This is a genomic window from Martelella lutilitoris, from assembly GCF_005924265.1.
Taxonomy (GTDB): Bacteria; Pseudomonadota; Alphaproteobacteria; order Rhizobiales; family Rhizobiaceae; genus Martelella; species Martelella lutilitoris.
Window position 1 is genome coordinate 1 of the sequence record NZ_VCLB01000003.1, and the last position, 24,880, is coordinate 24,880.

The 24,880-nt window shown below is 62.3% G+C and carries 23 protein-coding genes; 3 read left to right on the forward strand and 20 right to left on the reverse strand.

The features are described from left to right. The coding region (locus FF124_RS05080; protein ID WP_138747421.1) for an autotransporter domain-containing protein at positions 1 to 3,748 on the forward strand (3,748 nt) is incomplete at its 5' end. A 427-nt stretch (positions 3,749 to 4,175) separates the two neighbouring features. On the opposite strand, the gene FF124_RS05085 is transcribed toward FF124_RS05080, so the two are convergent. The 14 genes from FF124_RS05085 to FF124_RS05150 all read right to left on the reverse strand — a co-directional run bounded on the left by FF124_RS05085 (position 4,176) and on the right by FF124_RS05150 (position 17,594). After that, a complete protein-coding gene (locus FF124_RS05085; protein WP_187326820.1) occupies positions 4,176 to 4,787 on the reverse strand; it encodes an invasion associated locus B family protein in 612 nt (203 codons plus the stop codon). A gap of 69 nt (positions 4,788 to 4,856) precedes the next feature. Further along, entirely contained in the window at positions 4,857 to 5,615 is a 759-nt protein-coding gene (locus FF124_RS05090; RefSeq protein ID WP_138747423.1) for a SapC family protein, read from the reverse strand. A gap of 445 nt (positions 5,616 to 6,060) precedes the next feature. Next, the gene (locus tag FF124_RS05095; RefSeq protein ID WP_138747814.1) at positions 6,061 to 7,053 is read right to left on the reverse strand and encodes a 3-hydroxybutyryl-CoA dehydrogenase; all 993 of its coding nucleotides are present in this window, start codon (positions 7,051 to 7,053) and stop codon (positions 6,061 to 6,063) included. A 23-nt stretch (positions 7,054 to 7,076) separates the two neighbouring features. After that, on the reverse strand, positions 7,077 to 8,153 hold the full coding sequence (locus FF124_RS05100) for an NAD/NADP-dependent octopine/nopaline dehydrogenase family protein (protein WP_138747424.1): 1,077 nt from the start codon (positions 8,151 to 8,153) through the stop codon (positions 7,077 to 7,079). An 85-nt stretch (positions 8,154 to 8,238) separates the two neighbouring features. Continuing rightward, the gene (locus tag FF124_RS05105; RefSeq protein ID WP_187326821.1) at positions 8,239 to 8,739 is read right to left on the reverse strand and encodes a flavin reductase; all 501 of its coding nucleotides are present in this window, start codon (positions 8,737 to 8,739) and stop codon (positions 8,239 to 8,241) included. A gap of 15 nt (positions 8,740 to 8,754) precedes the next feature. Next, the gene (locus tag FF124_RS05110) at positions 8,755 to 9,714 is read right to left on the reverse strand and encodes a PDR/VanB family oxidoreductase (RefSeq protein ID WP_138747425.1); all 960 of its coding nucleotides are present in this window, start codon (positions 9,712 to 9,714) and stop codon (positions 8,755 to 8,757) included. A 17-nt stretch (positions 9,715 to 9,731) separates the two neighbouring features. Next, positions 9,732 to 10,493, reverse strand: a complete 762-nt coding sequence (locus FF124_RS05115) for an SDR family NAD(P)-dependent oxidoreductase (RefSeq protein ID WP_138747426.1) — start codon at positions 10,491 to 10,493, stop codon at positions 9,732 to 9,734. Then, positions 10,493 to 10,990, reverse strand: a complete 498-nt coding sequence (locus tag FF124_RS05120; RefSeq protein WP_138747427.1) for an aromatic-ring-hydroxylating dioxygenase subunit beta — start codon at positions 10,988 to 10,990, stop codon at positions 10,493 to 10,495. The genes FF124_RS05115 and FF124_RS05120 overlap by 1 nt, the downstream gene beginning before the upstream one ends. Then, a complete protein-coding gene (locus FF124_RS05125; protein ID WP_138747428.1) occupies positions 10,987 to 12,255 on the reverse strand; it encodes an aromatic ring-hydroxylating oxygenase subunit alpha in 1,269 nt (422 codons plus the stop codon). Before FF124_RS05125 ends, FF124_RS05120 begins: the two co-directional genes overlap by 4 nt. A 46-nt stretch (positions 12,256 to 12,301) precedes the next feature. Beyond that, positions 12,302 to 13,450, reverse strand: coding sequence for an acyl-CoA dehydrogenase family protein (locus tag FF124_RS05130; RefSeq protein WP_138747429.1), 1,149 nt, complete (start codon positions 13,448 to 13,450; stop codon positions 12,302 to 12,304). Further along, on the reverse strand, positions 13,440 to 14,612 hold the full coding sequence (locus FF124_RS05135; RefSeq protein WP_138747430.1) for an amidase: 1,173 nt from the start codon (positions 14,610 to 14,612) through the stop codon (positions 13,440 to 13,442). Before FF124_RS05135 ends, FF124_RS05130 begins: the two co-directional genes overlap by 11 nt. A 149-nt stretch (positions 14,613 to 14,761) precedes the next feature. Beyond that, a complete protein-coding gene (locus tag FF124_RS05140; RefSeq protein WP_138747431.1) occupies positions 14,762 to 16,051 on the reverse strand; it encodes a TRAP transporter large permease in 1,290 nt (429 codons plus the stop codon). After that, positions 16,048 to 16,563 (reverse strand): TRAP transporter small permease, encoded by a 516-nt coding sequence (locus FF124_RS05145; protein ID WP_138747432.1) that lies wholly within the window; start codon positions 16,561 to 16,563, stop codon positions 16,048 to 16,050. The genes FF124_RS05140 and FF124_RS05145 overlap by 4 nt, the downstream gene beginning before the upstream one ends. Continuing rightward, positions 16,563 to 17,594: a TRAP transporter substrate-binding protein gene (locus FF124_RS05150; protein WP_138747433.1), complete on the reverse strand. Its 1,032-nt coding sequence runs from the start codon at positions 17,592 to 17,594 to the stop codon at positions 16,563 to 16,565. The genes FF124_RS05145 and FF124_RS05150 overlap by 1 nt, the downstream gene beginning before the upstream one ends. 647 nt (positions 17,595 to 18,241) lie before the next feature. Here FF124_RS05150 and FF124_RS05155 point away from each other — a divergent pair. Further along, on the forward strand, positions 18,242 to 18,601 hold the full coding sequence (locus tag FF124_RS05155; protein ID WP_138747434.1) for a hypothetical protein: 360 nt from the start codon (positions 18,242 to 18,244) through the stop codon (positions 18,599 to 18,601). A 63-nt stretch (positions 18,602 to 18,664) separates the two neighbouring features. On the opposite strand, the gene FF124_RS05160 is transcribed toward FF124_RS05155, so the two are convergent. Beyond that, positions 18,665 to 19,117: a MarR family winged helix-turn-helix transcriptional regulator gene (locus tag FF124_RS05160; protein ID WP_138747435.1), complete on the reverse strand. Its 453-nt coding sequence runs from the start codon at positions 19,115 to 19,117 to the stop codon at positions 18,665 to 18,667. Positions 19,118 to 19,227: 110 nt separating this feature from the next. On the opposite strand from FF124_RS05160, the gene FF124_RS05165 reads away from it, so the two are divergent. Continuing rightward, positions 19,228 to 19,794 (forward strand): nuclear transport factor 2 family protein, encoded by a 567-nt coding sequence (locus tag FF124_RS05165; protein WP_138747436.1) that lies wholly within the window; start codon positions 19,228 to 19,230, stop codon positions 19,792 to 19,794. 12 nt (positions 19,795 to 19,806) lie between these two features. Here FF124_RS05165 and argE read toward each other — a convergent pair whose 3' ends face one another. From argE to FF124_RS05190, 5 genes are all read right to left on the reverse strand, one after another. Further along, positions 19,807 to 20,919: an acetylornithine deacetylase gene (gene argE / locus FF124_RS05170; RefSeq protein ID WP_138747437.1), complete on the reverse strand. Its 1,113-nt coding sequence runs from the start codon at positions 20,917 to 20,919 to the stop codon at positions 19,807 to 19,809. A 75-nt stretch (positions 20,920 to 20,994) separates the two neighbouring features. Beyond that, complete coding sequence (locus FF124_RS05175; RefSeq protein ID WP_138747438.1) at positions 20,995 to 22,014, reverse strand: extracellular solute-binding protein; 1,020 nt, start codon at positions 22,012 to 22,014, stop codon at positions 20,995 to 20,997. An 86-nt stretch (positions 22,015 to 22,100) separates the two neighbouring features. Next, positions 22,101 to 22,901: an ABC transporter permease gene (locus FF124_RS05180; RefSeq protein ID WP_138747439.1), complete on the reverse strand. Its 801-nt coding sequence runs from the start codon at positions 22,899 to 22,901 to the stop codon at positions 22,101 to 22,103. Then, complete coding sequence (locus FF124_RS05185) at positions 22,898 to 23,773, reverse strand: ABC transporter permease (RefSeq protein ID WP_138747440.1); 876 nt, start codon at positions 23,771 to 23,773, stop codon at positions 22,898 to 22,900. The genes FF124_RS05180 and FF124_RS05185 overlap by 4 nt, the downstream gene beginning before the upstream one ends. Next, the gene (locus FF124_RS05190) at positions 23,770 to 24,810 is read right to left on the reverse strand and encodes an ABC transporter ATP-binding protein (protein WP_210237439.1); all 1,041 of its coding nucleotides are present in this window, start codon (positions 24,808 to 24,810) and stop codon (positions 23,770 to 23,772) included. Before FF124_RS05190 ends, FF124_RS05185 begins: the two co-directional genes overlap by 4 nt. Positions 24,811 to 24,880: the final 70 nt, after the last annotated feature.

Here is a 24,880-nt window from a genome sequence, read left to right on the forward strand (position 1 = left end):
CGGAAGCGGCTCCTGGACAACCGCCTCCAACAAATGGTCGACCATCAACGGTGAGGGCAATGCTGCCTGGGCAGGCTCCGTCGGTATCTTCGCCGGTCAAAACGGCGGCCAGGTGACAGTCGGCAGCACAATGGGATTCGACAGGCTGGAATTTGCCGTGGATAACTACAGTATCGAAGGCGGGGCCGGCAACGCGCTCTCGCTCTCGCCCTATTCCGCCGGAAGCGGCCAGATTGCCGTCACCAATGGCGGACAGACCGCGACGATCGCTGTCGATATCGGCAACGGCAACAATTACAGCGCTTCAGGCCCAGGCGCCGTGGTCAGCACTCTGGAGAAAACCGGTGCCGGCACACTCGTCTTCACCGGCACCAAATCCTATACCGGGCTGACAACGGTGTCGGAAGGGACGCTGCGCCTCGGCAATGGCGGCCAGGCCGGCGGCCTGACCGGCGGCGCCACGGTCGCTTCATCCGCCCATTTCGGCGGCGCCGGCAGCGTCGGCGGCGATGTCGCCATCAATACGGGCGCGACGCTTTTCGGCGACCAGAACGGCGTTCTCGCCATTGCAGGCGATCTCGCCTTCCAGACGGGAACCACGCTCCAGGTCGGCCTCAACACCCCCTCGACCACGCCGATCTTCACCTCGAATACACTGACGCTCGGCGGAGTAGGCGCGACCACTATCAACGTCGATTCCGTTGGCGCGCCCGGCGGTCCTTATGCCCTGATCAATTCAGCGACCGCGCCTTCGGCCCCGAACCCGGCCAACCAGTTTGTGCTGGGCAGCAATATCCCGACCGGCAGTTACGTGACCTATACGCCGGTCGGCCATGTCTATCTGAACCTGGCGGGCAGCGGCCCTTCCGGCCCGCAATTTGTCTATTGGGACGGCCTGACCACAAGCGGCACCGCTCCCATCTCCGGCGGGAACGGCAATTGGAACACATTTGACGCGATCAACACAAACTGGGGCGATGCCGACCCGCCGACGGCACACGGCGACTGGAAACAGGGCGACATCGCGATCTTCACCGGCAATGCCGGCGTGGTCAACATCCAGACCCAAAACGGCGCAAACCCGGTTGAAGCCGGCGGTCTTCAATTCGCCAAACCCGGCTACGCGATTTCCGGCGACACGCTGACGCTCGTTTCCGCCAATGCCGACAATCTGGCGGAAATCGCGGTCGGCCCCGGCGCCGCGACGACGGCAACGATCAATTCTGTTCTCGACGGCACCGCCGGCATCAACAAGACCGGCGCGGGTGAACTCGTTCTTGCCGGCGACAACCTCTATTCGGGCGGAACCCGCCTGACGGGCGGCGTGCTGACGGTTTCGAAAGACGCCAATCTCGGCGCGTCCTCGGCAGGCATTGCCTTTGCAGGCGGTACGTTGAAGGCGACGACCGGCTTTTCCACCGGCCGGTCGATGACCGTCGACAAGCATGGCGGCACGATCGACGTCGAAAACGGCAGCGATACGCTGACGGCCACCGGCGTCATTTCCGATGAACCGGGCAATGGCGGCGGCGTTCTGGAAAAGACGGGCGCGGGAACCCTCGCGCTTGCCGGCAACAACACCTATTCCGGCGGCACGGCCATCCGCGAGGGCACGGTCTCCATCGGCAAGGACCAGAATCTCGGCGCGGCGACCGGCGGCGTGCTGCTCGACGGCGGCCGGCTCTCGACCGCATCGAGCTTTTCCACGGCACGCACATTCCAGCTCACCGGCAATGGCGGCACGATCGACATTGCCGCAGGCGCCGACACACTGACCGCAACCGGCCGTTTCGTCAACGCGACCGGCCAGACCGGCAGCCTGACGAAAACCGGCAGCGGCACGCTGGTGATGACCGATGACAACACCTATACCGGCAAGACGACCGTTGAAGACGGCACGCTGCAACTGGGCAATGGCGGAGCAACCGGCTCGCTTGTCGGCGACATCGCCATCAACACGAATGCCATTGTCGATGTCATGCGCTCCGCCAATTGGGTGTTTAACGGAGAACTCTCCGGCGCCGGTCGGTTCAACCAGATGGGCACGGGCACGACCACGCTGACCGCCGACAGCTCGGCTTTCTCCGGCACGACCACGGTCTCCAATGGCGGCCTCTCGGTCTCCGGCAAGCTCGGCGGGGAGACGACCGTCACTGGCAACGGGTTGCTGAGCGGCAACGGCCTGCTTGATCGCGTCGCGGCCATTAAGGGCGGCCGCATCACGGCCGGCACGACTGACAGCATCGACACGCTGTCGATGAATACGCTGAGCTTCGCGCCGGGGTCCGGTCTTTACGCCAATGTCGTCTCGAAAAATACCGCCGACGGCGTGGAAACCAAGGCCGACCTGCTCGATGCCAGCGGCGCTGTCACCGTTTCGGGCGGCCAGGTCACCGTCGCTGCCGAAGGCGGCTCGGTCGTTGACGGCACGACAGTCACAATCGTCTCCTCGGACGACAGCGTGACCCGGACAGATGCTGACGGGGACGGCACAGCAGGCTTCAATTCCGATGTTGCTTCAACCTCCGCCTTTGTCGGCGCGGATATCGGCTATACCGCCAACACTGTCTTCCTGACTTTGAAGGATCTGACCAATAACGGGACCACGCTGTGCATTCCCGGGCTGACCGCCAACCAGTGCAATACGGCGGGCGGCATCAATTCCCTTGGTCCCAATGATCCTCTGGTGAAGATCATCAAGGGCCTGCCCAAAGATCAACTCGGTCCGTCGCTCGACCAGCTTTCCGGCGAGGGCTACTCCTCGATCGCCTCAGCCATGGTCGATGACAGCCGCTATGTGCGCGATGCCACCAATACCCGGCTTCGCCAGACCTACCGCGATCCGCAGAAACCCGCCCCGTCCATGGCGAGCAACTATGCGGAGGTCGACGGCACGGGCCAGACGCTGGCTGAAGACGCGCCCGGCACCGGCGCCTGGATGACGGCCTATGGTTCCTGGAGCGACTACAAGGCCACAGGCGATACGGCGGAAATGAAGAACAATGTCGGCGGCGTCTTCATCGGCGCGGACATCCCGGTCTTCGACACGATGCGCTTCGGTGCGGTCGCAGGTTACGGCAGCAGCAGCTATGATATCAGCGCCCGCGGCACCTCGGCGACCAGCAACGACTGGACCTTCGGCCTTTACGGCGGCGGGGACTTCGACAACTGGGGCATCAATTTCGGCACGGCTTATACCTGGCATCGGGTCTCGGCCGATCGCCGGATCGTCATTCCCGGCCTGAGCGAACAGGAAAGCGCCGACTACGGCGCCGGCACCTATCAGGTCTACGGCGATGTCGACTACATGTTCGAACTCGCCTCGAACTTCGCCGCGGGTCCCTTCGCCGATGCTGCCTATGTCAACCAGCAGACCGACGGTTTCACCGAGACGGGCGGCATGGCGGCGCTCACCCGCGCCGGCTCGGATATGAACACCGGCTTTACCACGCTGGGCGTTCGCACCAGCTACGCGCTGGAGAGCGAAAGCTTCACCGGGCAGGTCGTGGCATCGGCTGGGTGGCGGCGCGGCTACGGCGATCTCGAAGGCGTCGGCTCGCTGGCCTTTGCCGGCGGCACGGCGTTCGAGATCACAGGCGCGCCGATCGCCAAGGATCAAGCGATCTTCAATGTCGGGCTGCAGACCTCGCTCAACGAAAGCCTGGACGTCGAGGTCAACTATATCGGCCTGTTCGCGTCCGACTATCAGAGCCAGAACGTGGTCGGACGCCTCAACCTGCGCTTCTGATCACGCCCGGTCTCAGGGATAACCAGACAGCAAAATGCCGGGCCTTGCGCCCGGCATCAGTTTGTTGGCGAACCGTACGTCACCCTCTTTGGTCATGTTCGGTCCTGTCCCGAGCAACTAATCACGCATCACCGCGACAAGCATGCCGGACGGAAAAATGTATTTAATACAATATTTTGCGGAACCCCAACGCCGTTCGCGCGGAACGGTGGTTAGATCGTCGGGACAGGCCCGAGGATGACGTCCGAGGCGACCGGGCATTTTCTCGATTCCGTTGCAACCAGGTTCACGCGGCATTCCGGCAAGGAGAGCAAACCGCCGGCCTTGGTCTTGTCATTGCTTGCCGCTTTGATCTCCGAGCAGCCAGATAATGTCACCTGGAACTATCAGAGAAGTGCACCAACCTACCCGGCTCAAGTGTGATGACTCAGTTGACCGGCGGAGCGGCCGACACGGCTGCGGAAAACCCCTTCATCGAAAGGGGCAGTGCGATTTGCTGACCGTTCATGATCTTGAAGGTAACCGAGGCGCTCTTTGTCTCCTTCAACTCCTTCAGTTGAGCGGCAGAAAGCTCCATATCCGCAGCGCAGACCTGACCACAGGTCACATAGGTCATCTTCAGTTCCTTGCCTGCGTCGGTAGAGCCGACAGCGCCACCTTTCACAGGTTGCCCGGCCGGTTCGCCGCCAACGGTGAAACTCACGCCGGCGCGCAGATCGACGTTTGAGGGCGTCTGCACCACAAGACGCGGTGCATCGACGCCTGGCAGCGACCCCACGGCAACCGTCAGGATGCGCTGAACCTGCCCACCATCCTGCTGCTGTACGTTCAGCGTCTGCGTTGCCTCGCAAACGCGCTGTGGCGGGCCGGGCTCTTTCTCATCGGCCTTCTGAATCTGCACAAGCATGCAGTGCTGCGACCAGTCACCGTAGGAAACGGTCGTATCGGAGGCCGCGACCGGCTCTGATTGCTGGGCTGAGGCAGCGGTGGTGATCAATAAGGCACCCGCGAGGGCGACAAAACCTGTGATCGTTTTCATATATTTCCCCTTGATTTCCCGGTTCATTCATATTCGATGATGATGAGGGTCGACCCCCGCTCCATTCGGTCAGGCCGCCTTGGCAGGCGCGGCCTTTTCATTGAGGTCGAGAAGCGTCTGCCAGTTCTGTGTCGAAGCCAGATGAAGCACGACTGCGTCGTTGAAACCTCTCTTGTGCCAATCGATCAGCACATCCTGCGGCAAGTCGCGGAACCGCTCTTCATCGACCACTAGCAGCCCATCGAGGCGGTAATGGCTTTTGTCGGCGAAGGACATGTTGACCTGTTTGTCGACCAGAAGGTTCTGTTCCGCCAGCGCCTTCGCGAAGTCATTGCCGCGCAGGCTGGATTGATGAAAGCTGTTGCAGAATTCCATCATCGGGGCCGTCGCCTCGCCGGCCTTGCCGTCTTCGGCAAAAAGGGCCGCACCGTCCTCGGCTTCGCTGGCCGACTTGATGCGGTCGCAACTCCCGTCAAAGCCGAGAACCGTTTGGCTCTTGTCCTCCGACTGGATCAGAATAAACGGGTAGCGGCGCACATAGGCGGGGATATAGGTCCCCTCACGCCATTTGCCGTCCGAGTCCACGAAAAGGTTCTGTCCCTCCTTCAGTCCGGTGACCGCAACTGCCGTCGGCAAAGAATCACCTTTGACGAACACGATCGGATAATGACGCGAAGCCGGAACGAATTCGACCGGCGACAGCGGTACCGCATTGGTCTTCGCCGCAAAGGAGAAGTCCTGTTTGCGTTCGAGAACAAGATCCTTGTGATCCTCGAAACGCAGAACCTGCGGCGTGCTATAAAAGAGCGGGAGTCCATTGTTCTTCATTGTCACCCTTCCTCCTGGGCTGAGCTTGCTGGTCATGCGGTTGCAGGATGCAACCTATACGGTATTATACTCAGCCTACAAGCAAAACAATCCTACATGTAGTAAAGATTTACCCGCTTTTTTTCTCACGGGTTGATGCATGGGACTCACTGTTGTGCGACCAAGACCGACAATCGGCGCACTGACCATGAACTCCTTTTCAGAGGAAAATCAGGCAGGAGGGGTACCTTTTCGCGGAGAAATGTCGGCTTCTCCCAGCATAATGCTTTGTCTCGCTCCACCACTGCGGCCTCAATAGGCATTAACACCCAGTCATGGGCTGCGAGACATCCGAGTCCTACTTGTCCAGCCAGGTATTACTTTGACGAAAGATCGCGGACCTTGTCTGGAACACCGAGGCAGGAAGCCCGCAGGTACCGGCGTTTCCTGTACCGCCCGGAGAGCCTTACGACTTCGCCAGTACGGGATCCCGCCTCAGGCCCGCGCGGTCGACGGCCTGGATGAAGGCTTTCAGCCGGTCCTTGCGGTAGGCGTCGACATCCATCTCGCCATAGTCGTAGAAGCCCTGGCCGGTTTTCATACCGATCCGGCCTTCTTCCATGTTGCGCTGAACGATCTCCGGCGCTTCGAAACGGTCGGTTTCAAGCGCGCCCTGCAGGTAGCGGCTGGCGTAATAGAGGATGTCGCCGCCGCCCCAGTCGACGAATTCCAGGAGGCCGAGCACGGCAAAGCGCAGGCCGAAGCCGTAAAGCACGGCCTTGTCCACATCCTCCGCGCTGGCGACGCCCTCTTCCACCAGTCGCGCCGCCTCATTCATCGCCAGCGCCTGAATGCGCGGCACGATATAGCCGGGCGAGGCACTGCAGACGACGGGCACCTTGCCGATGTCTTCGAGAAAGCGCTTCAGCGTTTGCGTCGTCTCCGGTGCCGTTTCACCGGCAGGCGAGAGCTCGACCAGCGGCACGAGAAAGGCGGGGTTCAGCCAGTGCGCGTTCAGGAAACGGGCCTTATTCTCGGTCAGCGCGACGAGGTCGGATGACAGCATGGTCGACGTGGTCGAGGCGAGGATCGCTTCCTCGCCGGCGAAGCGGTCAAACAGCGCGAAGGCCTGTTCCTTGGCCGCGCGCACTTCCGGCACGGCCTCGAACACGATCGAAGCCTCGCAAAGGGCTGCGCCGGCATCCTCATGCGCCACCACGCTGATGCGCGCCATGATGGCGGGCACGGCGGTCTTGTCAAAGGCGCCAAGCTCGGCCATCAGCGTCAGGTCGCGCTCGATCTCGGCAATGGCGCCTTCTTCGAGTTCCGCGAAGGCCTCGCCGGAGCGCGTCTTGGCATCGATCAGGCGCACATGGTGGCCGTGATAGGCGACGCACTGGGCAATGCCTCGGCCCATCCGCCCTGCCCCGATGGAGGCCAATGTCATGGCTTGGGTCATGGCTTGGGTCATGGGCTTCGTCATCAAATCCCGTCCTTCAGCATGGTCTGCACATCGCCCACGGTCATGCCCGCAAGGCCGAGCCGTTCAATTGTTCGGCCATCGGCGCGGAAATCGTCGCCGGCAACCGCGCCGGCAACCGATAACAGCCCGGCCGCGACCGGGCACGGCACGCCCGCCCATTCGCCGACGGAAACCAGAAAGGCAAGACCGAGCCCGGTATCTTCGCGCATATAGCGATGAGACTTAAGATCGAGGTGCTCATGCCAGTCGCCCGAGCCCACCAGCTTGTCATGGGCGAGATTGCCATACATCCAGTCGCTGGTCTCGTAGTGATCGGCAAGCGGAAAATGCGGCGCGCCGTAGCCGAGCGCCTCGCGGATCGCGATCCGCTCATTGTCGAGCGCGGTATGAACGCGGCGGATCGACGGCTGCGTACCCTCATTGTGGATGTCCCACTGATCGAAATGCTCGATCGGTCCGGCATTCATCAGGATCAGTGGCGGATGGATGATCGGCCCGGCATTCATCAGCGCGCCGGACAGCGCATCCTCGGACTTCTCGATGGCCCCGGGAAAGGCCGCGCCGATGACGGCGAGCGCACTCTCGGTGTTGCGCGCAGGGAAAACCCCGGTCGGCAGGCGCGAGGCGCGGGTGGTGATGCGCACTTCGGTTTCGCTCTGCTTGCGGGTCAGCCAGGGCAGCGTCCCGGTTTCGGCGATGGAGAAATCAGCGGTGCAGCCAGCATCACGCATGATCTTCGCCATGATATAGGAGCCGAACGTGCCCGGCGGCAGATAGATCACCTGCCCGTCGCGCATGTGCGGGGCAAGCCTTGCCGCCAGATCCTCCTGGGCGTTGGCGGGCGTCGGCGAAACGATCAGCTCGGCGCCGTCGAGCGCGGCTTCCAGATCATCGGTCGGCGCAATCGCAACCGGGCGCGTGCCGTTGAAGTCGGTGACCGTAATGCCGCCGGCCTCGGTGATTTCGGCAAAGCGCGCGCGGTCGCGCCGCCACCAGCGCACATCATGCCCCGCCTCGACAAAATCGGCCACCGCGGCATATGAACCATTGCCGCCGCCCAGAACCGTGATCTTCATTTCGCATTGTTCCCTTGTTTTTGTTCAATAAAGTGGTTGGCTCCCGATTTTTCCGGCGGGAACGCGATGCCTGCCGAAAGGCGACCTAAACCTTCTCCGGCATGCGCGCCGTCAGCGGATGGAAGCGCCGGTCGAACCAGACAAGCGCCTCTGCCGGCTCTGCGCCCAGCCGGGTTGCCTCGACCTGGGCGTAAAAGACCGAATGGGTGCCGATCACCTTGCGCTCCACGATCTTGCAGTCAAAGGCGACCACGGCGCTTTCCAGCACCGGCGCGCCGGTCGCAAGCCGGATCCAGCTGTCGACGGCAAAACGGTCCTCGCTGCCCCGACTGGCAAAGGCGGTGGCCAGCGCCTCGTGGCGGCCGGCCAGAACATTGACGCAGAGCTTGCCATTGGCGTTGAACCGGTCATGCGAGCGGTTCTGCCGGTTGACGCAGACCAGAAGCGTCGGTGGCTGATCGGTGATCGAGCAGACGGCAGACGCCGTCATGCCGTGGCGGCCTTCCGGCCCGTCGGTCGTGACCAGATTGACCGCGGCCCCAAGCCGGCTCATGCCCTCGCGGAAAATCATCGCGGTGTCGTTCATGGTGGTCTCCTTCACTCAGATATCGAGGACCAGCTTCTTGCCCTTGGCGCGCGAGCAGCAGAGCGCCATCTCGAAATTCTCCGCCTTTTCCTCGTCCGTCAGGAATTTGTCGCGATGATCGGCCTCGCCTTCCAGGATCTCGGTCATGCAGGTGCCGCAAATGCCCTCTTCGCATTTGACCTCGACATCGACGCCGGCGCTCTTCAGCGCCTTGGCGATGGTGTCGTCCGGCCCGACGGTGACGGTGACGCCGGAGGCGCGCGCCTCGACCTCGAAGCTTTCGCCGGAAACATCGACATCGACGGTGAAATATTCGCGGTGAATGCTGTCGGCGGGAAAGCCGGCCTTTGCGGCAAGGCCGATGATCCAGTCCATGAAGCCTTCCGGGCCGCAGACATAAAGATGCGTGCCCGCCTCATAGGCCGGAAAGTCCTCAGGCGACAGCGCCGTGCCGTCATCATCATGGTGAAAATGAACATGGCCGGCAAAGGCTGCCGTCTCGATCACATCGGCAAAGGCGGTCACAGATTTCGAGCGGGTGCAGTAGTGGATCTCATATTCACTACAACTGGCCTCCAGGGCATGCGCCATGGCGATCATCGGCGTGATGCCGATGCCGCCGCCAAAGAGGATCGAGCGTCTTGCACCATCCGCCAGCGGAAAGAGATTTGCCGGCGCATCCGAAACAAACACCGCACCGGGCCTTGCCTGCCTATGAATGGCGGCCGACCCGCCCCGGCTTGCCGCGTCCTTCAGAATGCCGAGCCGGTAACAACCGGTCTCCGATGGCGAACCACAGAGCGAGTACTGGCGATGAAACACCTTCTCGCCATCGCGAACCTCGATCGCAAGATGCGCTCCAGCCTCGAAGGATGGAAGCGGTTTGCCCTCGGCATCCTCCAGAACGAGCCGGATGATATCGCCCCGGTCATCGATCCGCTCGACGACCTTCAGGAAAAGCTTCTGGTCGGTCATGTTCCGTTCAATCCTTGTCAGCGGACATAGAGCCCGCCATTCACGTCCCAGCAGGCGCCGTTGACGAAGAAGGCCTTCGGCGAGGCCAGGAAGGCGGCCATCTCGCCGATGAAATCCGCATCGCCAAGCTTGCCGACGGGAATGTTCTTCAGGAACCCGGCAAGTGCCGCCTCCGGCACGATGTCGCGCACCATCGGCGTATCCATCGGCCCAGGCGAGATCGCGTTGACTGTGACCCCGAAGGGGGCGAGATCGCGGGCAAACACCTTGGTCAGCGTCAGGATCGCGCCCTTGGAGGCGGCATAATGCGCGCCCGTCGCCGTGCCGCCGTTCTGGCCCGCAAGCGAGGCCATATTGACGATCCGGCCATAGCCGCGTTCCTTGAAATGCCGGCCAAAGACCTTGCACCCGGTAAAGGTGCCGCCGGCATTGACGGCCATGATCGCGTTGAAGGTTTCGGTGTCGATATCGAGTACCGGCTCGGCACGGGTCACGGCGGCATTGTTGACCAGAACCTCGACGCTGCCCCAGCGGGCAACGCATTTTTCCAGGACATGCTCGAAATCCTCGGGCCGCGCGATGTCGAGCTTGGTCGTCAGAGCCGTTTCGGAGGCAAGGTCCAGTTCCTCGGCCAGCGCATCGCAGGCCTTCTCGTCGATATCGGCGAGGATCACCCGGTAGCCGGCCGCATGCAGCGCGCGGGCAATGGCGGCGCCGACGCCGCGGGCGGCACCGGTGACGACGGCCGTCTGGGTCTCTATCGGAAGCGGCGCCGGCATCAGAACAGATAGCTGATCGACGTCAGCACTCCCTCGGAATTGATCAGGCGAACGACCTTGTCGTGGATCAGCAACTGGCCGTCGCGGCGCACGAGATGATGCTCGACATCGGCAAGAAAAGTGCGCTGGCGGCCGAACTTGTCCTCGGTCAGATGCATGGCTGAGCGCACCTTCAGCGAGCCCGGCAACGTCTCGGTGACGACGAAGCGCGAGGAAAGGCGCACCGTGCGCGCCGCCGGCGTGGCCGAAATGGCGAAGCCGCCCTGCAGCCGCTCGACACGCATCTTCCGCATCTTGGCGTCATCGAAGACGATGTTGAGATTGTCGCGGAAATTCGTCGCGTCATGCTCGACCGGGATGACGTAGTGGCCATCCTCGGTCCAGAGCTTCAGCCAGGCGTCGTAGTCAGCGCGGTCGAGAATATCGGCCTCAAGCCAGATGAACTGCTGCGCTTCGGCAAGCGTGATCCCGGTCTCGGTGGTCATCATATCGCTCATCGGCTCATCATCCTTTTCCACATGTTGTAGGCGGCGCGCATGCCGGTCTCGGAGCTCACGGTCCCGCGCGGCAGGCCGTTCGGCCCGTCCTTTTCCAGCCCCTTGTCGCGGTTGACCATGATGTCGAGTTCGGGACCGCCGGCGGTTCCGCGCTGGACGCGTTCCCAGACCTCTGCGTCATCCGGGCTGCCGAAACCCATCGGCCCCTGGAAATGCTCATGCAGGCGTAGGCGCATGCGGTTGGCCTCCTCCGGCCCGCCATCCATGCCGATGGCGATGTGGCGGATATGGGTCTCGTCGACGGAGACCGGCCGCATGATGCGGAAGAAGGAGAGCGAGCAGGCCGCATTGGGGAAGAGATTGAGGTTGAAGCCCGTGCCGCCGACCGCCTTGACGATACGGCGCACCTGCTCCTCGCTGTAGCGGTCGCGCAGGCTCTCGGCGAGCTCGGCAAAGCGGGCGGGGATTTCCCAGCCATTGTCCTCGTCGAGGTCGATCAGCGACGGCATCATCACCATCACCGAATGGCCATTGCCGAGGTCTTCCACGAAGCCGTCGCCATCGAGGAAGGAAAACAGGTCCTCCGTCTCGGAATCGAGCGACTGCAGAAAGGGCTTGTGTACCACCGGGAAGTGATAGGCGTCGGTGGTGTTTTCGAGCTGGATCTTCCAGTTGCCAGGAAACGAGAACTGGTGCTCGCCCAGAACCTTTACCGGAAAGCCGCCGCCCTGCTTCATGAACAGGTCGATCCACGCTTTGGCATTGCCGAGGAAGTCCTCGATCGGCTCGACCTCGTCATTGAGCGAGGCGAAGATCATGCCGTTATAGATGCCGACCTTGAGCTTCGGAAGGCCGAATTCCTTCTTGTCGAAGCTCTCGTGATAACCCTCGGCATAGGGCAGGCCGCGCAGCGAGCCGTCGAGCGCGTAACCCCAGCCGTGATAGGGGCACTGGAAGGAACTGGTCTTGCCCTTGTTGTGCTCGCACACGGTTGCGGCGCGGTGGCGGCAGCGGTTGATCAGGACATGAATCTCGTTCTTCCGGTCGCGCGAGATGATGACGGGCTGACGGCCGACCCATGAGCGCTTGAAACTGCCCTTTTCCGGCACTTCCGAGGTATGGCCGACCCACACCCAGGTCTTGCCGAAAATCTCGTCCATCTCGATTTCGAAGAGGTCGGGGTCAGTGTACATCTGCGTGGCAACGCGATCGTCGCGCACAAGATCGGCATAGGCGGTCTTGGTCTTTGTTACTGCGACATCCATCTTTCTGTCTCCTGTCACAAAAGGCTTCTGGCGAGCGGGGCGACGCTCACGGATAGCCGGGCGGGGTCTGTTGCTCGAACATCGCGGCGCCCGCCGATGTCCATGTTCCAAGGCCGAGAAAGGCGTGCTGGGCAACGGCATTGGCATCGATCAGGCAACGGCCGAGAACGTGACCGCGGGCCAGCGCCCGCGTGCCGGCCATGCGGAAGGCCATATGCGCGACGGCTGCCCCTTCGCTTGCGGCATGGCTTGCCGCCATGCGCAATTCGATCACGCCCGCCTTATCGACGGCATCGCCGCTGACCACGGTCTCCCATGCCTTCTCGGTCGCCTCGTAGAAATAGGCGCGCGCGCTTTTCAGCCGCGCTTCCGCCTTGCCATATTCGGCCTGGATATAGGCGCGGGCGCCAAGCGTCGGCGCGCCGGTGATCGAGGGCGTCTCGAGCGCCTCGGCGCGGATCCAGTCGAGCGCCTCGCGCGCCGCGCCGAGGCCGACAACGGCCAGAACCTGCGCGGCGAGCGCCATGGGCGGATAGCGGAAGGCCGGCTCGTCGCGCTTGGCGGGCGAACCGCGCACGAAGGTCCATTCCTCGGGCACGATCACGTCCTCGGCGACGATGTCGTGGCTGCCGGTCGCCGTCAGGCCGAGCGTGTCCCAGCTATGCTTGATCGAAACGTCCTCGCGCTTCATCACCGCCATGCGCGGCAGGCCGCCCGTCCCCTTGTCGTCGACCTTGATGCCGGCGCCGATCAGGGACGCGCCCATGCAGCCGGAACAGTAGGGCCAGCGGCCCTTGACGGAAAAACCGCCCGGAACACGTTCAGCCGGCTGCGGCGGAAAGATCGCGCCGGCAAAGACGGTGTCGGGATCCTTGCCATAGATCGCCGCAAAGGTTTCCGGCGGAAGCGCCGCAAGATAGGTCGACGACACGCCGAAGCTTGCCACCCAGCCGGTCGAGGCATCGGCGGTCGAGAGCGTCTCGATCAGTTCGAGAAAGGCGGCCGGCGTGACTTCGTCGCCGCCGAGCGATTTCGGCACGAAGGCGCGATAGGCGCCGACAGCCTGCAGCTTCTCGACCATGTCGAGCGGCACATAGGTGAGTTTTTCAAACTCGGCGCGCCGGGTCCTTATTTCGTCGAGAACCGATGTGAGGGTCACCGCAGGCGCGGCGGCGGCCTGGCTTCTAGTGTCCATTGCGTTTGTCTCCGGCAAATGCTTCGGGATTGATGTCGATTGTGGCTGCTAGGCCCTCGGCGATGGCGCAGAGTGCCTCATCCCCGCCGATCCGGCCAACAAGCTGGACGCCCGCAGGCAGGCCGTCTTCTGTGAGGATGGGAATGGTGATCGCCGGGTGGCCGCTCAGGTTGAAGGGCCGCACCAGCGCGGTCAGCGGAATGAGCGCCCGCATGTCGACGGCATCGGCAAGAAGCGGCGGCACGACAGGCATGGTCGGCAGAACAAGGGCGTCGCAGTCTTCCAGTGCGTGGTCGACCTCGCTCCGGAACATTAGGCGGATCTCTTCCGCACGGCTGATGTCGGCATCCAACCGGCCGGCCTCGGCGGCAAGAATGCGCGCGCGCACCGTTTCATCCATGCCGTTGTCTTCATGTGCGAGCGCGGCAAAGGCGTCCGCCGCCTCGGCATTGATGATGACAAGGCCGGCCTCGTAGGCCGCTTCGAAATGCTCAAGCGTGATTTCCGCAGCGCGGACACCGGCAAGCGCCCGTTCAAAGGCAGCAACGATTTGCGGTTCGGCAGACACGGCAATCCTGCCGAGGCGGAATTCAGTGGCGGGCGGACGCGCGGCAAAGCTTGGGTCCATCAGGCTCATGGCCTTTGTCAGCATTTTGGCCGTGGCGGCAAAGGGGCCGATGCAATCCAGCGAACTTTCCGCCGGAATGGCGCCGGCGCGGGAGATGCGGCCATAGGTCGGCTTCATGCCGAAAACGCCGCAACAGCAGGCCGGCATGCGCACCGAGCCGCCCGTATCCGTGCCCACCGCGAAATCGCAGCGCCCGGCCGCCACCAGAGCCGCCGAACCGGAAGACGAGCCGCCGGGGATCCTGTCCGGCCATTTCGCGTTGACGGGCGTGCCGAGAAAGGCGTTGACGCCGGTGACGCCGAAGGCCAGTTCGTGCATGTTTGCCGTACCGATGATGTGGCAGCCCCTAGCGAGAAGAGCATCGACCACGGCGGCGTTCTCATCTGCGACGGGGCCTTCCGCGAGGGCGCGCGACCCGCAGCGGGTAACGATTCCCTTGATCGCCAGGCATTCCTTGATCGCCACTTCCGGGCCATCGCCACCCACAAAGAGAGGGCGCGACAACGCGGCATCGGCCGGTTGAGCTGAGTGCATCTTATTCCTGTTCCCTTGTCGCGAACCGGGCCTTCGGCCTTTTCTTGTCGTTCGCTATTACGGTAATATTACCGTTATTTTTCACATAAATCAAGAATGAACCCGTTGCTTTCGTTTTTTCCTGGGCAGACTTCCCGGTTGCTCCCGCCCTACATCGAGTAAGGCACCAGCAGAACGAGCGCGGGAAAGGCGATGAGCAGCAGCACCCTGATGACATCCATTAGCAGAAACGGCCCCAGCCCGCGGAAGATCGTCGCCAGATTGACGTCGCGCACCACGGCCCGGAGCACAAAGGCGTTCAGCCCGACCGGCGGCGTGATGTAGCTGATCTCGGTGACGACGACGACGAAAATGCCGAACCAGATCAGATCAATCCCGTTGGCCGCGACGACCGGATAGAACATCGGCACGGTCAGCGTGATCATCGCCATGCCTTCCAGAAGGCAGCCAAGCACCAGATAGATCGCCATGATCACCAGCAGGATGCTGATCCTCGAATCGCCGAAGACCGTCAGCAGCGACTGGATATCGGCCGACATGCCCGAGAGATTGACGTAATTTGTAAAGGTCAGCGCCCCGAACAGGATGAAGAACATCATCGCGCTGGTCTTGGCACTTTCAAACAGCGACATCAGCACGGCCTGGACGGAGAACCGCCGTTTGGCCAGGACCAGAAGAAAGGCGCCAAAGGCCCCCATCGCCGCGCTTTCGGTCGGGGTGAAGACGCCGAAATAGATGCCGCCCATGACGAAGATGAACAGCGCGCCCGCGCCGAGCGTCCCCTTCATCGCCGCAAACCGTTTTGCAAGCGGCAGACGATCCATCACGGGGAGCTTCTGGCCTGAGATCATCAGCGACAGCACCACCGCAAGACAGTAGCCGATGATGCCGATAATGCCGGGCACGATCCCCGCCAGGAACAATTTGCCGATATCGCTCTGCGTCATGATGCCGTAAAGCACCAGAATGATCGACGGCGGTATCAGAATCCCCAGCGTGCCGCCGGCGGCGATCGAGGCCGTGGACAGCGCATCAGAATAGCCGAAGCGGCGCATCGACGGCATGGAGATTTTCGCCATGGTGGCAGCGGTTGCCAGCGAGGAACCGCAGACGGAGGAGAAGCCGCCGCTCGCAACAACGGTGGCGATCGCAAGCCCGCCGCGGCGATGCCGCATCCAGGCATGGGCGGCCTCGTACATTTCCTGGGCCACGCCGGAGAGCACAACGAAATTGCCCATCATCAGGAACAGCGGCACGATCGAAAGCGAATAGCTCAGCGAATTGTCGAAGAAGGTCTGGCCAAGCAGCGACAATGCCGGCTGCCAGCCGATGATCGAGAGGGTTCCGACAAAGCCGACCAGCGTCAGCGAGAAGGCGATCGGCAACCCCGAAAGCAGCATCACGAGAAGGATAAAGACGCCAACAGGCCAGCTGATCATAATCCCGCCTCTCCGGTCTTGGCATCGCCACCGGTGATGCCGTTGACGACCGTGATCACGACGGAAACCGCGACGGCCACGGAGGTCAGATAGGCGAGCGGGGCAACCGGGATCTTCAGGGTGTTGGTGCTCTGGGCATAGCCTGCCAGATTGCCGGCATGGCCCCACAGCCGCCAGGCGATCAAACCGAGCACAATCGCGGAGAGCAGGCTCACGGCGATCTTGCGCAGCGGCTCCAATACAGGCGGGACGCGGGAAAGCAGGATGTCGACGCGGATATGGGCATCATCCAGACAGACGGCGGGCAGACCCAGGAAGATGACGGCGCACAGCAACAGTTCCGTCAGTTCGGTCGCGCCCATCAGCGGCGCATTCAGAATATAGCGGCCGATCACGTCGACAACGGTGATCATCATGATCGTGACCAGAAGCAGCGCGCAGACGACCGCCAGCGAGAGGCGGGCGTATTGGCGCGCGCCCGGTTTTCCATGACCTTCGACGACCCGGTTCATTATTTGGCCGCTGCTGCGATCTCGGCCTGCATCTCGGCAAAGGCCGCCTTGGCGTCAATGCCGGTCGCCTCAGAAATATCGGCGAGCTTCTTCTCGATCAGCGGATCAAGCCGTGAATGGAGGAACTCCATCTGCTCGGCGGTTGCCGCGCTGACGTCGATCTTGCCCTTCATCGCCTCGCGGGCCTGGTCGTCGACGCGTTCCCACATCTCGCCGGCGCGCGTGATCAGGTGCTCACCGGTGACGTTTTCGATCGCGGCCTGATCCTCAGGCGAAAGACGATCCCACTTGGCCTTGTTCATGACGATGAACATCGAAGTGCTGTACAGGCCGCCGGGAACGGTCATGCCCTTGTGCATCAGCGGCAGAAGCCCGAAGGACTCGACCGATTCGAACGGGAAGAACAGGCCGTCGGCAACGCCCTGCGACAGGAGTTCGTAGGCCTTGGAGGCCGGGCCTTCGATCGGAACCCCGCCGACGGCGACGGCAACATCATGGGCCATGCCGCCGCCGACGCGGATCTTCATGCCGTCGAAAGCGTCGCTTGCCGTCAGCGGCTTCTCCTTGGAGAAGGCTTCGCCCGGGCCATGGGTGAAGACGGCCAGAACCTTGACCCGTTCATACTCGTTCGCCTTGCTCAGCGTGTCGTTGAAGACCTTCCAATAGGCCAGCGAGCGGGCCACCGTATCATCGCCGAGAAACGGCATCTCGGCGAGTTCGGAGGTGCGGAACCGGCCGGCGGTATAGTTCTGGACGCCCATGACAATGTCGGCAACGCCGTTTGCAGCAAGGTCATAATGCGCGCCGGGCGGCCCGAGCGGCGCAGGCAGAACCTTGACAGTGACATCGCCATCCGTGGCCGTCTCGATCTCCTTGACCATCGGCATCAGCACGTCGCTGACCAGCGGATGCGCCGGAGGCAGCCAGACCGACATGGTCAGCGTCTCGGCGGCAAGGGCCGCAGACCCGGCCAGCGCCACGGCCGCGACCACGGCCCCACGACAGAATTTCAAAAGCGTTTTCACCTTCATTCCCCTTCTCGTTTGTCACGATCGTCATTCATTTCTTCGTCCGCCCGGCAAACCGGACGCATTTCAAGAGCGAAACCTGGTTCATCCGCTCTCATTCGGGCACAGCTTCACCGTCCCGCCCCAGCAATGCTGTGGTCGGTGAAGCCGGATCAGGTCTCCGGATCTTTCATCTGCGACTGTCTGTTGCGGACGTCTTTCGGCAAGAGTAGTCGAAGTCAGCGCGCACTGCCGGACAAGGCTCGCCTGTTCGCATCTACGAAGACGCAAGGCATCCTCATCCGCAAGCGCCGCCTGCGTCCGCTCCGGTGCCGTCATCCGGCCCTGTCGTTCAATGTCTGGAAGTGACGTCTCTCACGCCGGGAGGCAATTCCTTCTGCTGTTGCGATGCTGTTCCCGTGTTTTTGATTTAGATGAAAATTACCGTAAAATTGCAGGTTGTCAACTCTGCCAATGCAAGCATTCCGGCTTTCGCCTCAAATTTATGATATTTTTCACTTTATTTTTCATGTTTTTTCAGCCACCTTTCGCAAACGAACCGGCCATCAGCGACGTCGCGGGCAGCCTCGAAAGGGCTTTCGAAAGAGTCTCTCAGACCTTCGCGCGCCACGGTCGAAGGCCGTTCGGATCAACAGAAATGGGGAACTGAAATGAGTGAACAAAAGCCACTGAGAACGCTGTTTTGCATTGCAGTGCATCAAAACTTCTTCGACCTGCCCTTCAGCGATATCGGCCTGGTCTGGAAGGGTTTTTCGGCGTTCCTGCGCGGCGTCGCCGATCTTCCCGGCGTCACCGTGCTCGGCACGATGGATGACGACGAGACCATGGTCGGCACTTCGCCGGACGGCTTTCCGTGGACCTGCTATATCCTCGCCGACTGCCCGGATCGCGACAGCGTCAAGGCCGCCTGCAACCTGTTCCGTACGATCGAGGTCGGCGAGTACCGGTTGTGGCGCTACATGCGCATCGAGGCCCGGATGGGGCGCGCGCTGGAAATTCCCGCGCTTTGACGAAAAGCCAGAAGCATTCCGGCCGGCTTGTCGTTTGACAAGCCCGCTGGAGCGCCGCGCGGCTCAGGCAAGACGCTCGAAAATTTCTTCAAGAACCTGATTGACGCGGCGAAGGTCTTCCTCGCTGATATCCGTGAAGGTTCTTTCAAACACGCGGCTTGCCGTCTTCGCGGCCTTCAACCCGGCCTCGGCCCCAGCTTCCGTCAGGCTGACCTCGGTCACCCGGGCATCGCTGGGGGAGACGCGGGTCTTGACCAGACCCTCGGCGGCCATGCGCTGGACAATCTTGGTCGTCGTGTTGAGCTTGAGAATGCAGAATTCGGCGATCTCCGAAACGCTGAGGTTTCCATGCTCGCGCAACGAGGACAGGACGCGCCAGCGCGAGACATCGAGCCCCTGCTGCTTCAGCAGGCGGTCCATTTCGAACGTGTAGCGCGCGCTGACACGGGTAATCCAGTAAAACGGCCATTCCGCCTTCGATTGGAATGGAAGTGTCGGCTTATCTGAGTTTTCCATCTGGCTATCTTCAGTCAGTTGAGCGCTGCGGATCGGGAGGTTCGCACTGCATAATTGCAGCGGTGGCAGAAGGCAAACAGCTTATGAACGGAAATGACAGGAAAGCAACGATGAACACCCCGACGGATGCGGACAGGCTGGCCCTGCTGGCGGCCCGCGTCGAAAGGCTGGAGGCGGAAGCCGAAATCCGCCGCCTGCAGGCCCGCTACATGTTCCTGTGCGACACGCCCTGCCCTGAATATGCCGTCGCAAGCGACGCCGAACGCATCGACGCCATCCTCGCCCTTTACGCCGAAGATGCGATCTGGGAAGGCGTCGGAGAATATTATGACGGCCAGTTCGGCCGCTGTACCGGAAAGGACGAAATCCGCGCTCATTTCGAAAAATTCTGGAGCCCGGAGCGCAGACCGAAACTGGTGCTCAATGTCCACTATCTGACATCGGAGCAGATCCATGTGGACGGCGACCGTGCCGAAGGCCAGTGGGTCCACTGTCAGCCATGGCTCTACGCCGACGGCAGCGCGTTGTTGCGCTCCAGCCGGCTGAACAACGCCTTCGTCAGGATCGATGGCGCGTGGAAGATCAGCAGGACCCGCACCGAAAACGTGTTCATCGCGCCGCTGAAAGACAATTTCGCCAGCGATTTCCCGCTGAACTCGGTCCTGATGCGCCCATAGGCCGGGGACCCGTTACGGCTGCGCGCCGCTGATCCGCTTGAGAAAGGCGAGGCAGGCGACGAGCTGGTCGATGGCAATGGACTCGTCGGGCTGATGACCGTCATCCATCGTGCCCGGTCCGCAGACGACGGTCGGCAGGCCGAGGTGCGAGAAAAAGCCGGCTTCCGTGCCGAAGGCAAGTTTGAGCGGGACCGCCTCGTCAAGCGCCTCCATGACCGGGCGCAGCGCCGGGTCCTGCGGATCGGTATCAAGGCCCGGATAGGCGCCGGTCTCGGTGATCTCGATGCCGTCGGGCAGGCCGGCGCGGACACTTCCCAGAATATCGCCTGGTGTTTCGGCGGCAAGATGGCGGATTTCGAAATCGACATCGGCCCGGTCGGGGACGATGTTGAGCGCCTTGCCGCCTCGCAGGATACCGGCGTGGACCGTGGAACAGGGCGGGTCGCACTCTCTGTCGCGCGCACCCTCTGCCATGAGCCGCGCCTGTTCGGCCCTCAGCGCCATGATCAGGTCGGCGGCAAGGTGCAGCGCGTTCTGGAACTTCGGCGCCATGGCGCTGTGCCCCGGCGTGCCGTGGCAGACGGCATGGTAGCTTGCCTTGCCCTTGTGGCCGATGGCGGGGCGCATCAGTGTCGGTTCGCCGACAATGGCAAAATCCGGCCGGCCAAGCGTTGGAATGACATGGTCGATCATCTGCGGAATGCCCCGACAGCCGACTTCCTCGTCAAAGCTCAGGGCAATCATCACCGGACGCTTCGGCTGGCGTTCCCGAGAGGTTTCGGCAAGCGCCAGAACGCAGGCGATGAAGCCCTTCATATCGGTCGCACCGCGCCCGTAAAGCCTGCCGTTTTCCTCATGAAGCTTGAAAGGGTCGCGGCTCCAGGCCTGCCCTTCCACAGGCACGACATCGGTGTGGGCAGACAGCAGCGCCCCGCCCTCGCCTTCGCCGAAACGGGCCAGCAGCCCGGCCTTGTTGCCGCAGGCGGAGGGAATGCGGGTGACGCTGAAACCGGCCTCTTCAAGAAAGGCCTCGACCCAGGCGACGAGATCGAGATTGGAGGCTGACGAGATGGTTGGGAAGGCGATGAGCCTTTCCAGGATTTCGCAGACGCGGTCGATTGCCATGGCGGCCTCCTTGAAGACAGGAAGACGGGCCCGGCTTACGCATGCAAGCCGGGCCCGTCCTGATATTCCGGCGGATTACTGCAGCAGGTCGGTCCAGACCTTGGTGACGAGATCCTGCGCTTCCGGGCTGCAGGCTTCGGAAAATTTCACCGGCACGGTCGGGAACAGTTCCGGCGCGTTTTCCGGGGTGAAGACCGCCTTGCTTTCGTCCAGGGCAACCGGCGCGGAATGGCCGTAGTAATTGTACTGGATCGTGGCGTTATCGACGGTCGAGATGTAATCGATGAAGGCCTTGGCATTGTCGACGTTTTCAGCGCCCTTCGGCACGACGAAGCTGTCGATCCAGCCGACGAGGCCTTCCTTCGGCATGGCATATTCGAGATTGGCGCCGTCGCGGCGGGCACGGCCTTCATTGCCGTCCCACCAGAAGTGCATGGCAACCTCGCCGGAGCCGAGCCGGTTCTCGATATTGTCGGAGGAATAGGCCGCGACGAAAGGCTTCTGCGCCTGCAGCAGGTCATAGATCTTCTTCATCTCCGACTTGTCTTCCGAGCAGAAGGGAACGCCGAGATAGAGCTCGGCAGCGCCGACCACTTCATCGGGATAGGACAGTGAGGCGATCTTGCCTTTCAGCTCTTCCGACGGCTCGAAAAAGTAGGACCAGCTGTCGATCGGCCCCTTGTAGAGGTCGCGATTGACCGCATAGCCGGCCGTGCCATAGGCGAGCGGGATGGAATAGTCGTTTTCCGGATCCCACCATTCGCCCTTCCAGCGATCATCCACCTGGCCGAAGGCCGCCATGTCTTTCGCGTCGATATCCTCCAGAAGCCCCTGATCGACCATGATCTTCACGAAATGCTGCGACGGCGTCACGAGATCGTAGCCGGAGGCGCCGGCCTGCAGCTTGGTCAGAACGTCCTCGTTCGAGTTGAAGGCGTCGACATTGACGGTGATGCCGGTTTCCTTCGAGAAGTTCTCGATGACCTCAGGCGAGATGGAATCCGACCATGCGTAGATGTTGAGCGTGCCGTCCGCCAGGGCGGGGGTGGCGGCGGCGACGGAAATGACGGCTGTCGCCAAGAGGTATTTCTTCATGTTCACTCTCCTTCGTTTTACCTTGATTAGCGGCGCTTTTGCGCTTCTTGCGGCGGGCCAGGCCCGACCAGACTTTTCTGATGTCCTCATTCCCGTCGCATGGCGCGGGCGCTTGCAAGAAGCGCCACCGTCGCCAGAACCAGCGAGACGAGAATGATGAGGGTGGAAATCGCGTTCAGCTCCGGTGTCGTGCCCTGTTTCACGAGACCGAAGATGTAGACCGGCAGCGTCGTCGCGCCGCCGGAATTCAGCATGTTCGAAGTGATGAAATCATCCATCGACATGACGAAGGCGAGCATCATGCCGGCAAACAGTCCCGGCGCGATCAGCGGCAGCGTGACGCGGCGAAAGGCCATCATCGGCGTCGCATAGAGGTCGCGCGCCGCCTCGTCGTAATCCGGGCTCATGCCCTGGAGCCGGGCCCGGATGGGCAGGAAGGCAAAGGGCGTGCAGAAGGTGGTGTGGGCAATGGCGAGCTTGACCATGCCGTCGGAAATGCCGAGCTGGGAAAACAGGATCAGCACGGCGACCGCGACGACGATCTCCGGCAGAAGCAGCGGCAGGTTGACGATGGTTTCGGAGAGCCTCGCGAATTTCAGGCCGGGCGTTCGCGTCAGCACCAGCGCGGCGGCAAGGGCAATCAGCGTCGAACAGATGGTGGCGATGACGGCAACCGTCAGCGACACCTCGACCGCCGACAGCAGGGCGCGGTTCTCCAGCGCGCTCGCATACCATTTGGTCGAAAACCCGGTCCAGACCGAGACGATGCGGTTCTCGTTGAAGGAATACCAGATGACCACTGCGATCGGCAGGTAGAGCCAGATGAAGAAGACGGCGGTGAACAGCCGGCTTCCCGGATAATGGCGGATATTGGCTGTCTCGCTCATGAAAGCCCCTTCATCGCGTTCTTGCGCGCGCGCTGGGCGTTGATGGTGAGCACGATTGCGGCCATCGCCATCAGCACGACCGCCACCGCCGAGCCGAAGGGCCAGTTGCGCCCGCCGCCGAACTGGGTCTGGATCAGCGTGCCCATCATCATCTGCTTGCCGCCGCCAAGGATCATCGGCTCGAGCACCGTGCCGAGCGCGGGCACGAAGACGAGAATGGCGCCTGCGGCCAGCCCAGGCCATGAGAGCGGCAGGATGATGCGGCGAAGCGTTACCCAGCGATTGGCGTAGAGGTCGTGGCTTGCCTCCAGAAGCGCCCCGTCGAGCTTTTCCACCGTCGCATAGACCGGCAGCACCATCAGCGGGATATAGCTGTAGACCATCCCCGTCAGCATCGCCCCGGGGGTGAACAGAAGCGTGCCGATATCGCCACCGCCGAAGAGCTGCCAGGCCTTCTCGATGATGCCGTTATTGCCGAGAATGATCTGCCAGGCATAGACGCGCACGATCATGGAGACCCAGAAGGGCAGTGTGACCAAATAGAGCAGCAGCGTCTTGGTCTTCGGCCTGCAAAGCGAAATCACATAGGCGACGGGCAGCGCGATGACCATGCAGATCAGCATGGTCGCCACCGCCAGAAGCACGGTCCGCCCGATGATGATCAGATATTTCGGATCGAATTCGAGTTCGCCCGACCATCCTTCGGTGAACAGGATCTGGCGGTAGGCCTCAAAGGAAAAGCCCCATTCGAAGCCGCCATAGGCGCCGCGCTCGGCAAGACTGACGGCAATGACGATGCCGATCGGCACGACCAGCGTCAGCGCCATCACCAGCCAGGCGGGCAGAAGCCCGAAGAAGGCGCCCTTCCTCATCGGCCCAGTATCCTGATGCTGTCGCCGTTGAAGCCGACACGGACCTCCTGGCCGATCGCATAGCTTTCGGCGTGGGAGACGGCATTACGCCGGAAGACGCGCAAGGAGACGCCGCCGGTCTCGACCGTGTAATGGGTATAGCCGCCCATATAGTTTCGGGCGGCAACCGTGCCGGTCAGCATTTCGCCGACCGCCTGGTTTTCCATGCCGATCTTCTCCGGTCGCAGCGACATGGTTGCGCTACCGGCGCCTGAAACGCCTTTTTGCGGCGCGGTGAGTTCAAGGCCGAAGGGCGTCCTCACCCGGGCCTTGTCGCCGTCGACGCCCAGGACCTCGCATTGCATGAAGTTGGTCTCGCCCACGAAATCGGCGACGAAGGCATTTTCCGGCTCCTCATAGACCTCGTCGGGCGTGCCGATCTGCTGCACCCTGCCCTCGCCCATCACGCAGATGCGATCGGACATGTCGAGCGCTTCCTCCTGATCGTGGGTGACGAAGATGAAGGTGATGCCGGTTTTGCGCTGCAGGCTGCGCAACTCGTCGCGCATCGCCTGCCTCAGCTTCAGGTCGAGCGCGGACAGCGGTTCGTCGAGCAGCAGCACCTGCGGTGCGGGCGCCAATGCGCGGGCAAGGGCGATGCGCTGGCGCTGGCCGCCGGAAAGCTGGGCCGGACGGCGGGAGGCGAACGTCTCCATATGCACGAGCGACAGCATCTCTTCGACCCGCTGCTGCCGTCGCGTCTTCTCCCAGCCGAGATTTTCGAGGCCGAAGGCGATGTTCTGGGCCAGCGTCATGTGCGGAAACAGGGCGTAGCTCTGAAACACGGTATTGACCCGGCGCCTGTGCGCGGGGAGCGCGTCGATGACCTCGCCCATCAGCGCGATATCGCCGGAAGACGGCGTCTCGAAACCGGCGATCATGCGCAAAAGCGTGGTCTTGCCGCAGCCGGACGGGCCGAGCAGGGTGAAAAACTCGTTCTCGTGAATGGTGAAGCTGACATGGTCGAGCGCCTGATAGTCGCCGAAATGCTTCGACACTTCAAACACTTCTACAGCTCGGCCTCGCGCCATCAAGCAGCTCCGGACTTCCGCTGCCCGGCTTCTGCCT

What these genes read in the sequence shown, in the direction of transcription:
- FF124_RS05085 (WP_187326820.1), bottom strand. Translation starts at nt 4,787, where the DNA reads ATGAAAACGATCACAGGTTTTGTCGCCCTCGCGGGTGCCTTATTGATC.
- FF124_RS05090 (WP_138747423.1), bottom strand. Translation starts at nt 5,615, where the DNA reads ATGAAGAACAATGGACTCCCGCTCTTTTATAGCACGCCGCAGGTTCTG.
- FF124_RS05095 (WP_138747814.1), bottom strand. Translation starts at nt 7,053, where the DNA reads ATGACCCAAGCCATGACATTGGCCTCCATCGGGGCAGGGCGGATGGGC.
- FF124_RS05100 (WP_138747424.1), bottom strand. Translation starts at nt 8,153, where the DNA reads ATGAAGATCACGGTTCTGGGCGGCGGCAATGGTTCATATGCCGCGGTG.
- FF124_RS05105 (WP_187326821.1), bottom strand. Translation starts at nt 8,739, where the DNA reads ATGAACGACACCGCGATGATTTTCCGCGAGGGCATGAGCCGGCTTGGG.
- FF124_RS05110 (WP_138747425.1), bottom strand. Translation starts at nt 9,714, where the DNA reads ATGACCGACCAGAAGCTTTTCCTGAAGGTCGTCGAGCGGATCGATGAC.
- FF124_RS05115 (WP_138747426.1), bottom strand. Translation starts at nt 10,493, where the DNA reads ATGCCGGCGCCGCTTCCGATAGAGACCCAGACGGCCGTCGTCACCGGT.
- FF124_RS05120 (WP_138747427.1), bottom strand. Translation starts at nt 10,990, where the DNA reads ATGAGCGATATGATGACCACCGAGACCGGGATCACGCTTGCCGAAGCG.
- FF124_RS05125 (WP_138747428.1), bottom strand. Translation starts at nt 12,255, where the DNA reads ATGGATGTCGCAGTAACAAAGACCAAGACCGCCTATGCCGATCTTGTG.
- FF124_RS05130 (WP_138747429.1), bottom strand. Translation starts at nt 13,450, where the DNA reads ATGGACACTAGAAGCCAGGCCGCCGCCGCGCCTGCGGTGACCCTCACA.
- FF124_RS05135 (WP_138747430.1), bottom strand. Translation starts at nt 14,612, where the DNA reads ATGCACTCAGCTCAACCGGCCGATGCCGCGTTGTCGCGCCCTCTCTTT.
- FF124_RS05140 (WP_138747431.1), bottom strand. Translation starts at nt 16,051, where the DNA reads ATGATCAGCTGGCCTGTTGGCGTCTTTATCCTTCTCGTGATGCTGCTT.
- FF124_RS05145 (WP_138747432.1), bottom strand. Translation starts at nt 16,563, where the DNA reads ATGAACCGGGTCGTCGAAGGTCATGGAAAACCGGGCGCGCGCCAATAC.
- FF124_RS05150 (WP_138747433.1), bottom strand. Translation starts at nt 17,594, where the DNA reads ATGAAGGTGAAAACGCTTTTGAAATTCTGTCGTGGGGCCGTGGTCGCG.
- FF124_RS05155 (WP_138747434.1), top strand. Translation starts at nt 18,242, where the DNA reads ATGAGTGAACAAAAGCCACTGAGAACGCTGTTTTGCATTGCAGTGCAT.
- FF124_RS05160 (WP_138747435.1), bottom strand. Translation starts at nt 19,117, where the DNA reads ATGGAAAACTCAGATAAGCCGACACTTCCATTCCAATCGAAGGCGGAA.
- FF124_RS05165 (WP_138747436.1), top strand. Translation starts at nt 19,228, where the DNA reads ATGAACACCCCGACGGATGCGGACAGGCTGGCCCTGCTGGCGGCCCGC.
- argE (WP_138747437.1), bottom strand. Translation starts at nt 20,919, where the DNA reads ATGGCAATCGACCGCGTCTGCGAAATCCTGGAAAGGCTCATCGCCTTC.
- FF124_RS05175 (WP_138747438.1), bottom strand. Translation starts at nt 22,014, where the DNA reads ATGAAGAAATACCTCTTGGCGACAGCCGTCATTTCCGTCGCCGCCGCC.
- FF124_RS05180 (WP_138747439.1), bottom strand. Translation starts at nt 22,901, where the DNA reads ATGAGCGAGACAGCCAATATCCGCCATTATCCGGGAAGCCGGCTGTTC.
- FF124_RS05185 (WP_138747440.1), bottom strand. Translation starts at nt 23,773, where the DNA reads ATGAGGAAGGGCGCCTTCTTCGGGCTTCTGCCCGCCTGGCTGGTGATG.